The sequence below is a fragment of the Rhodococcus sp. 05-2255-1e genome (assembly GCF_002259025.1).
Lineage (GTDB): Bacteria > Actinomycetota > Actinomycetes > Mycobacteriales > Mycobacteriaceae > Rhodococcoides > Rhodococcoides fascians.
Map to the genome: position 1 here is coordinate 234,276 of NZ_NOZE01000046.1, position 8,892 is coordinate 243,167.

An 8,892-nucleotide genomic window follows, 5' to 3' on the forward strand; every position below is an offset into this window, starting at 1 on the left:
TCATGTCCCAGTTCGATGCAGGCGATTCGGCACAGCAGCGCGCTCGATTCGATGACCGGGTGCATCGCCTCTGTGCCGACTGTCGGCTACCCGGCCATTCCGAGCCGTTGTCCGACGCCGCCGCAACGGCCGTCGCGGCGGGCAGGGTCGATGGAGCAACCAGAACGGTGCTCATCGCTCGGTGGCGTGCGGGGCGTTCTCTCCCGTCGGTCGGGGGATTCGGAACCTTGCGGCAGTTGGTGGACGAGCGAGATCGATGGCGTGCCAAGGATTCGTCGGGTAAGCCCGGCGCGGCCTTGGTGTACAAGTTGCGAGTCGCGGAGTCGAACAAGCGGATCGAGCATCTGCGAACCACGGTGGTGATGTCGAACCGGCATTACGCCAACGGCGTCCGCGCGGCACGCAAGGAACGTCGCGAAGGTATTCATCTCGACCTGGAACAGCGCGACGCGGTCTTCGATGCATTGATGCACACGCCCGCACCCCTCAAGTACGGGGTGCTCGCCGAGCGAGGTCTGACGTTGGCGGACGCCGCAAAGGATCGAGTCAGCACGCTTGCACGTAGAACGCCCATCGACAAACGGGTGCAGTGGGCAGCCGGGGTGGTCGATCAGTTGATCGATCGCAAAGACGACCGATTCTCGGACCGCTACGACACGCTGCTGTTTCTCGCGGGCACCTCGTTCGATCGCATACATCGCTCGCCGGCGTGGCAGTCGACGTACTTCGAGTTTCAGCGAAGCCAGGTCGATCTGTTCGTCGAGCTCGCCGAAATCTCTGTCGATGCAACGTCTTTGCGCTCGGTAGGGGACGAGTTGATCCGTATAGGTCGGACGATGGTCGACGAGGACACGGCGGAACAGGTCGAATCACGTCGCCGCGCACTGGAAGTCGTATGGACCCAGTTGACGGGACGAGTGGCTGCGTTGGTTCGTTTGGCCGATCTGGTCGAGTCCTCGGAGGGTGAAGCACGTACGTCGGACGCCATGGCTCGTGCCCACAGCCTGGACGACCGAATCGACGATCTCGTCGGACGGTCGGGCAGCCGGGAGATGTCGGCAGAGAACACGCATTTCGTCGGTGATCAGGTGCACTCCCAGTGGCGCGATCAGGTGCCGACATCGACACCCGACCGCGCCGTCGAGCTAGGCGATGATCGCGAAGAGAATGCCGGCAACCGCGAAACTGACCACGGACAGAATCGTCTCGAGGACGGTCCACGTCTGTAGCGTTTGCTTGACGGTGAGGTTGAAGAACTTCGAGATGATCCAGAAGCCTCCGTCGTTGACGTGGCTCGCGATGATCGAGCCCGCTGCGATGGACATGGCGATCAATGCGACGGCGGGGGCCGAGTAGTCCTGCGCTGCGACAAGTGGGCCCACGATGCCACCGGTGGTGACGATCGCGACGGTGGCCGAACCCTGTGCGACACGCAGTGCACAACTGATGATGTACGCCAGGACGATGATCGGTAGACCTGCGGCCGCCATGGTGTCGGCCAGTGCAGTGCCGATCCCCGTGGCAGAGATGACTTTTCCGAAGAAAGCGCCCGCGCCGACGACGAGCAACAGCATGCCCACCGGGCGCAACGACTCACCTGTGAGCTTGCTCAGCTCCTGAACGGTGGACCCGCGGCGGATGCCCAGAACGTAGAACGCGATCAGCACGGCAATGAGAAGTGCGACGGCCGGAGTGCCGAAGAATGTCAGCACTTCGAGCAGATTGCCCGGGTCGAGGAGGATGCTGCCGAAGGTGGCACCGAGGATGAGGACCAGCGGCACTGCGATGATCGCGCCGATGGTGCCCACCGAGGGAGGCGTCGTGACTACCGGTCGTGCAGTGGTGACGGCACCGGCGCCACCGTTCGAGTCGCGGGGCGAGTCGTCCCCATCGTTGATGAAGTCGTCCGGAACCTCGACGATGACGCGCTTACCGATCCAGTTTCCCCATACCAGGCCCGCAGCGATGAATCCGGGTATGCCACAGATGAAGCCGAACAGGATCAGCCAACCGAGATTGACCTCGAGCAGTCCACCGAGTGCCACCGGCCCGGGGTGCGGCGGCAAGAATGCGTGCGTCATCGACAAGCCGGCGAGCATCGGCAACGCGTACAGCACCAGCGACTTTCCGCCTTGGCGCGCGGCGACGTACACCAGCGGGGCGAGCACGAAGATGCCGATGTCGAAGAACACCGGGATACCGAAGATCAATCCGAGCAGGCCCATCGCGACGGGAGCGCCGCGCTCGCCGAATATTCCGAGCAACTTGGCGGTCAACGCCTGTGCGCCGCCGGACTTTTCGAGTATGGCCCCCAGTACGGTGCCGAGGCCGATGATGACGGCGATATGCCCGAGAATTCCGCCGAAGCCGGTCTCGAGCAACGACTCGTTGCTCTTGATCGCGGTTCCGACGATTTGATTGACCGGAAGCCCGGCAGCCAGGGCCAGGCCGAGTCCGACGATGAGCAATGCGACGAACGGTTCCAGCTTGATCTTGATGATCACGACGAGCAACACGGCGATTGCTATGCCGCACAACACCAGAAGGCCGGGTGTGGAGGTTCTCAGCCAGTCGACGGCAGAATTCATGACAGTTCTTTCTCGTTGGCGGTTTCGATGGCGTGGACGAATGCCCGGGCTCGTGCCGCGATGTCGTCCCACTGAGCGGTAGCAACAGAATTCGGCGGCACCACATCCGTGCCGGCAGTCACTGCCACTGCTCCGGCTGCCAGAAAGTGCGCGGCATTTGCGGCGTTGACGCCGCCGGACGGGACCAGACGTGCATTCGGGAACGGACCGAGCAGATCCTTGAAATAAGCCGGTCCGACGGTGCGCGCCGGGAAGATCTTCACCGCGTCTGCACCGAGGTCGAGCGCGGTCATCACCTCGGACGGGGTGAGTGCCCCCATCATCAGCGGTATGCGCGCGGCGGTCACCACGGCGGCGACGTCCGACCGCAGCCCGGGTGTCACGACGAAACTGGCACCCGAGTCCAGGGCGGCCCGGGCTTGATCGGCTGTGAGGACCGTTCCGGCCCCGACGATGGCACCCGCATCGGATGCGGCGCGGATGAGGTCGAGGACTCCCGGCGTGGTGAACGTGAGCTCTACCGCGCGAATACCGCCGCCGGCCAGGGCGTGTGCGAGTGCGGCGGGATCCGAGATGTGCGGCGCGCGCACCACGGCGAGTGCGCGGTCTTCGAGAATTGCCGTCAATGCATTCACGACGTCTGCTTTCTGGCTGAGTCCATACGCAGGGCATGGCCTGCCAAGGAGTGGGTGGGAAGGAAATCGTCTATCGCGAACGATCCGTTGACCATCACGTGGCTGATTCCCTCGGCCTGCTGTTTGGGCTCTTCGAACGTGGCGGTGTCTCGAACGGTGTCCGGGTCGAACACCACCAGATCGGCAGCATGACCCACGGCGATCGTGCCGCGCCTGCGCAGTCGTAACCGTGCAGCCGGACGACCCGTGAGGTGATTGATGCACTCCTCGAGTGAGAGCAGTTGCTCGTCCCGCACGTAGTGGCCCAGATAGCGGGGGAACGTTCCCCACGCACGCGGATGTGGCTTTTCGCCTACGAGAATGGCGTCACTGCCGCCCATGTGGCGCGGATGCTGCATGATCTCGCGAACATTCTCCTCGTGCCCGACATGCTGCAGGATGGTCGTGGCCAGAGCGTCGCGGCGTAGAAAGTCGAAGAACACGTCGACCGGCTCGAGCCCTTCGTCCGCCGAGATGTCGGCCATCGTGCGACCGACGTACCGGTCGAGTTCCGGGTTCGATACTCCGCTGAGCTGAATCGTCTCCCACTCGACGGTGACTCCGTGGCAGCCGTCCGAGCCGTCGACATCGACGTCCTGCGCTATGCGGCGACGCTCGGCCGGATCGTCGAGTCGTTCCAGCGCTCGGTCCGGCCCACCCGACATCGCCCAACTCGGCAGCAGCGCAGACAGAGTCGTGGCCCCGGGTAGGTACGGATACGTATCGAGCGTGACGTCGCAGCCGTCGGCGATCGCGGAGTCGACAAGATCGAGAAATTCACGTGCCCGACCACGATTGACACCGAAGTTCATCGTTGCGTGGGTCAGATGCAGGGCGCATCCGGTTTCTCTGGAGAGATCGAGCATCTCCTGGTAGGCGTCGAGTGCACCCGCGCCGTACGACCGGGTGTGGGGAGCGTAGAACCCGCCGAAGTCTGCCACCACCTCACACAGTGCTCGCAATTCGCTTGTGTCGGCATACATTCCGGGTGTGTAGGTGAGTCCGCTCGACATTCCGACGGCACCGTCCTGCAAGCCCTGCGTCAGCAACTCCTGCATGTGGGTGATCTCGGACGGCGTTGCGGGACGTCGATCGGCACCGACGGCCAGGTAGCGCAGCGTTCCCTGCGGAACCAGATATGCGGCGTTCGGAGTGATGCCACGGTCGAGTCGGGCGAGATACTCGGCAACCGTTCGCCAGGAGAAGTCCAGATCGACGGGATTGCCGTTCCACCCGGCGATCTGTCGCCGGATGACGTCCAACGTCGCATCGTCGATGGGCGCGTACGCGATGCCGTCCTGTCCGATCACCTCGGTGGTGACACCCTGGCTGATCTTGGCGAAGTGCCCAGGATCGGTCAGCAACCCCAGATCGGAGTGCGCATGCATGTCGATGAAGCCGGGGGACAGGACGTGACCTGGTGCTGCATCGACGATTCTGTCTGCACTGGAAAGGCTTCCGGGCTCGACGAGTGCTGCAATGGTGCCATCACGGACGAGAACGTCCCGACGCAGCCGCGCGGAACCGGTGCCGTCGATGACATCGAACCCGCGAAATAGTGTGTCCGCCATCAAGTTCTGCTTCCTAGAAAAAGGTGTGTATCAGATCGACCACGAGTGGGTCGTCGCTGTCCGAGTCGTCCACGACGGGGATCAGACGCCATTTGTCGAACGCAGTGCAGGGGTGAGAGAGGCCGAGCCGCAGCACCGCCCCCACCGGAAGTGCGTCGGCGTCGTCTGCCGGTAGTCGAAGAAAAGCATGCTGGTCGTTGAGTGCCGTCACCTCCGCGCCCGGATCCAGGAGCTCATTACCTCGAACACGTTGCGGGACGGGCATTCCTTCGTCGAAAGGAAAGTCGCGCTTGCCTGCGTCCAGCAATGCGAGGCCGGGCTCGGGGCGTGACACCACTCGCGCCCATCCGTGCATCGCAGAAACCAACGGCGTCTCGGTTCGGGCGGGAGTCAGCGGTGAGATCTGCGAATAGAAGCCGTCGTCGTGCGCCACGTAGGCCCCGGATCGGAGCACGACGTCGGTGCGCACGCCGTTGCCCGAGGTCAGAGAATGCAGGCGTTCGACCACCAGATCCTGGTACGCGCTTCCGCCTGCGGTCACAATGGCGTGATCTCCGTACAGTCCTTCGGCATCGAAGGTGCGATGCAGTGCGGCGAGAGTGTCGAGGTAGGTGCGTACTGCCGCGAGACCGGCCTCGGAACGGTCGTGGCTCAGGGCACCCTCGTAGCCGCCCACACCGGCCAGTGCGAGGCGCGGTGACGCGGCGATCTCCCGTCCTACTGCGACGGCCTCCTCGGTCGTTCGCGCGCCGGTTCGTCCGTGCTCGCCACCGAGTTCGACGACGACGGACACCGGTCGATCGCCGTGGTCGGCAAGGATGCGGTTCATCTCTCGCACCGTGGCGACGCTGTCCGCCCAGCAGTAGAACTCGAACTCGGGATGCGAGTCCAGTTCGGCAGCAACCCAATTCAGAGCAACAGGATCGACTTCGGCATTGGCGAGAACGATTCTCTCTACACCGAATGCGCGTGCCACCTGAACTTGCCAACCGGTAGCGAGGGTGATGGCCCAGCAGCCCGCATCCAGTTGCTGCTTCCACAGTTGGGGAGCCATGGTCGTTTTGCCGTGGGGTGCCAGGAGGACGCCCGCCTTCTTGGTCCACTGCGCCATCACATCGACGTTCGATGCGATGCGTGTCCTGTCGAGGGTGAGTACTGGGGTGGTGAACTCCGACAGCCGCGGCGCGGTGGCCAGAAAGCTCTCGGCGCTCTGTCCCCACGATCTCGCTGGAAACGATTTGTGTTCGGGCCCCAGGAGTCGTCGACTCAGCGCCTCGACTCCGGCAGTGTCGATCACGGCAGTCTCCTCGAGTTCTGCGTTGCGCTATATGCAACGACGGTTGCGTATCGTGTCTTTCATTTGTAGTCTGCATCCAACGATGCATTCCCGCAAGAGTTCGAGGAGACGGACATGGCAGCCCCCCGGGTGGTGTGTGTAGGCGAAGGCCTCGCTGTCCTCGTCGCGGACCCTGGCCCACTGGAACGGTCGGAGACGTTCCATCGGACGGCTGGAGGTGCGGAAGCCAACGTGGCTCGTGTCCTCGTCCAACTGGGAATCGAGGCTGCGTGGGTCTCGCGGGTGGGTGACGACGGGTTCGGCCGATATCTGGTCGCGGAACTCGACGCTGCCGGTGTGGACACGTCGGGCGTGATCGTCGATAGCGGGCGGCCGACGGGCCTCTACATCAAGGAGCGCGGATCGGGGTCCGATCACCGTCACGACCTGCCTCTGGGAGACAGCGCGATGACGTACTACCGGTCTCTTTCGGCTGCTACTGCGCTCTCGCCCAACGATATTCACGACGAGGTGCGAGCGGCGATCGACTGCGCCGACATCGTCCATTTCACCGGCATCACCGTCGCTATCTCACCCACTGCGGAACAATTGACGCGAAGCCTCATGGCCGGCCCCTCCACTGTCAGCTTCGATCTCAACTATCGGCCGGCCTTGTGGGCCGGGCGTTCGGACGACGCGGCCCGCGTCCTCGGTGAGCACGTCCGCGGTAGCGACATCGTGTCGATGGGTGCCGACGAGGCCGCTTCGGTGTTCGGGACCTCGAGTCCAGTGGAACTACGCGAGATGTTTCCCGAGCCTCGTCATCTGGTGATCAAGAACGATGCGCACACGGTGACGGCATTCGAGGGAGTCGCGCGAGTCGACGTCCCCGCATTGACACTCGACGTCGTCGAAAAGATCGGTGCAGGTGACGCTTTCGCCGGCGGCTTTCTGGCCGCGTTGCTGATGGGATACAGCGCGGAGCAGCGTGTGCGATTCGGACATCTCTGTGCCGCAGGCGCATTGACCGGCCACGGTGATGTGGCGAAAGTCCTGCCGCACGACGAACTGGCAGCACTGGCCGGAATCGACGACAATGCATGGGCGACACTCGACTACGCGGCCGTGGCAGCGGTGCACTCCGAGGCGGCGTTGTGAGCCAGAGCTTGTCGAGGGCGCTGACGATCCTGGGATTGCTCGGGGACGGATCGAAGTCACTCGACGAACTCGCCGCAGTCCTCGGTGTACACAAGACGACGGTGCTGCGACTGCTTCGGACCATGGAATCGGACAGGTTCGTCAGCCATGGAGCGGATCACCGGTACCAACTCGGTTCGAGGCTGTTCGAGCTCGCAAATCACGCGCTCGAGCAGCGAGACGTGCGCACCGTCGCGCGACCGCATCTCGCTGCATTGAACTCCGACACGGGCCAGACGGTGCACCTGGCCACGTACGAGGCGGGGGAGGTCATCTACATCGACAAGTTCGACGCACAGCAGAGCGTGCGGATGTACTCACGCGTCGGCCGGCCGGCACCGCTGCACTGCACCGCGGTGGGAAAGATTTTGGTCGCAGGCCGCCCGCGCGCCGAACGAGAAGAGATCGCTCGACGCATCACGTACACGCCGTTCACGGAACGCACTATCACCACACCGGAGCAGTACCTGCGCGAGCTCGAGCTCGTGGACCAGCAGGGTTTTGCGGAGGACCGTGAAGAACACGAGTCTTTCGTCAATTGCATCGGCTGTGCGGTGCGCAACGGGACCGGAGACGTGGTGGCCGCGGTGTCCATGTCGGTACCGGACATGTTGCTCGACCATCAGCAGGTACTGGCTGCGCTGCCCGCAGTGCGCGGCACGGCAGCGGCAATTTCCGAAGGGCTGGGCTGGCGGCCGCCCGATCGATTTGACCGCCCACTGACAAACGACAGTTCGATGGAAGGAACATCATGAGCGAAAAGATCGAAATCCGCACCACCGGTGCCCCGGCCCCGGCACACACCTTCTCCCAGGGGGTACGGAAAGGGCCGTTCGTGCAGGTTTCCGGTCAGGGCCCGGTGGATCCGGCGACGAGCGAATACCTGTTCCCAGGTGACGTCGCCGCGCAGACCACTCGAACCTTGGAGAACGTCAAGGCAATCGTGGAAGCCGGCGGCGCGACGTTCGACGACGTCGTCATGCTGCGCGTGTACCTGACCAAGCGTGAGGACTTCTCGATCATGAACGACGCCTATGGCGAGTTCGTCTCGGCGAACACGACAGGCGACGTGCTGCCGAGCCGGACGACCGTGTTCACGGGGCTTCCGCGCGAGGAGATGTTGGTCGAGATAGACGCCATCGCCGTCGTCTGACTGCACGCTCGACCTAGATGTTCACACGAAAATTACATCTGACCTGGCGATTTGCGTAAGCGTTGGTCTTCGCGTAACTTTTGTCGAGTCAGAGCGACACGGACACCGACCCGGTCTTCACAAACCGGGACAACGAGGTTGTACGGAGTACGTCCTGAACAACCCAGACAAGGCAGAGGTTATCAGCCATGTCTGGGGTTCGAGCGTGTAAGCCCCGGACGTTGCCGTTCACACGGTGACCATGGTGTGTGCGTGTTCTTTGAGAACTCAACAGTGTGTCGATGAATGTCAGTGCCGAATTTTATTTGGTGAAAGCATTCGATGTATCAGCTATCCGCTTGTGGTGGTTGTTGTCGGGTGTTGTTTTAAAATGCTAGTTGAGTTTTTTTGCTAGTGATTTGACTTGATGTCTTTGACTGATTCACGGTCTTTC

General features: G+C 63.0%; 8 protein-coding genes. 4 read left to right on the plus strand and 4 right to left on the minus strand.

The window, feature by feature from the left end; translation table 11 throughout:
- Nucleotides 1-2 precede the first annotated feature (2 nt).
- A complete protein-coding gene (locus CH262_RS26275; RefSeq protein ID WP_094718849.1) occupies nt 3-1,229 on the plus strand; it encodes a hypothetical protein in 1,227 nt (408 codons plus the stop codon).
- Here CH262_RS26275 and CH262_RS26280 read toward each other — a convergent pair.
- Genes CH262_RS26280 through CH262_RS26295 form a run of 4 tightly spaced genes read right to left on the minus strand, consistent with a single transcriptional unit; the run spans nt 1,146 to nt 6,130 of the window.
- Nucleotides 1,146-2,588, minus strand: a complete 1,443-nt coding sequence (locus tag CH262_RS26280; protein WP_094666397.1) for a GntP family permease — start codon at nt 2,586-2,588, stop codon at nt 1,146-1,148. The two genes, CH262_RS26275 and CH262_RS26280, sit on opposite strands and share 84 nt — an antisense overlap.
- Entirely contained in the window at nt 2,585-3,223 is a 639-nt protein-coding gene (locus CH262_RS26285; protein ID WP_094718850.1) for a bifunctional 4-hydroxy-2-oxoglutarate aldolase/2-dehydro-3-deoxy-phosphogluconate aldolase, read from the minus strand. Before CH262_RS26285 ends, CH262_RS26280 begins: the two co-directional genes overlap by 4 nt.
- Entirely contained in the window at nt 3,220-4,833 is a 1,614-nt protein-coding gene (locus tag CH262_RS26290; protein ID WP_094718851.1) for an N-acyl-D-amino-acid deacylase family protein, read from the minus strand. Before CH262_RS26290 ends, CH262_RS26285 begins: the two co-directional genes overlap by 4 nt.
- A 13-nt stretch (nt 4,834-4,846) precedes the next feature.
- Nucleotides 4,847-6,130: an alanine racemase gene (locus CH262_RS26295; RefSeq protein ID WP_094718852.1), complete on the minus strand. Its 1,284-nt coding sequence runs from the start codon at nt 6,128-6,130 to the stop codon at nt 4,847-4,849.
- Nucleotides 6,131-6,244: 114 nt separating this feature from the next.
- Between CH262_RS26295 and CH262_RS26300 the strand changes: the two genes are divergently transcribed.
- The 3 genes from CH262_RS26300 to CH262_RS26310 are packed head-to-tail and all read left to right on the plus strand — an operon-like array spanning nt 6,245 to nt 8,459.
- On the plus strand, nt 6,245-7,267 hold the full coding sequence (locus tag CH262_RS26300) for a sugar kinase (RefSeq protein WP_094718853.1): 1,023 nt from the start codon (nt 6,245-6,247) through the stop codon (nt 7,265-7,267).
- Entirely contained in the window at nt 7,264-8,061 is a 798-nt protein-coding gene (locus CH262_RS26305; protein ID WP_052062868.1) for an IclR family transcriptional regulator, read from the plus strand. The genes CH262_RS26300 and CH262_RS26305 overlap by 4 nt, the downstream gene beginning before the upstream one ends.
- Nucleotides 8,058-8,459: a RidA family protein gene (locus CH262_RS26310; protein WP_032384918.1), complete on the plus strand. Its 402-nt coding sequence runs from the start codon at nt 8,058-8,060 to the stop codon at nt 8,457-8,459. The genes CH262_RS26305 and CH262_RS26310 overlap by 4 nt, the downstream gene beginning before the upstream one ends.
- Nucleotides 8,460-8,892: the final 433 nt, after the last annotated feature.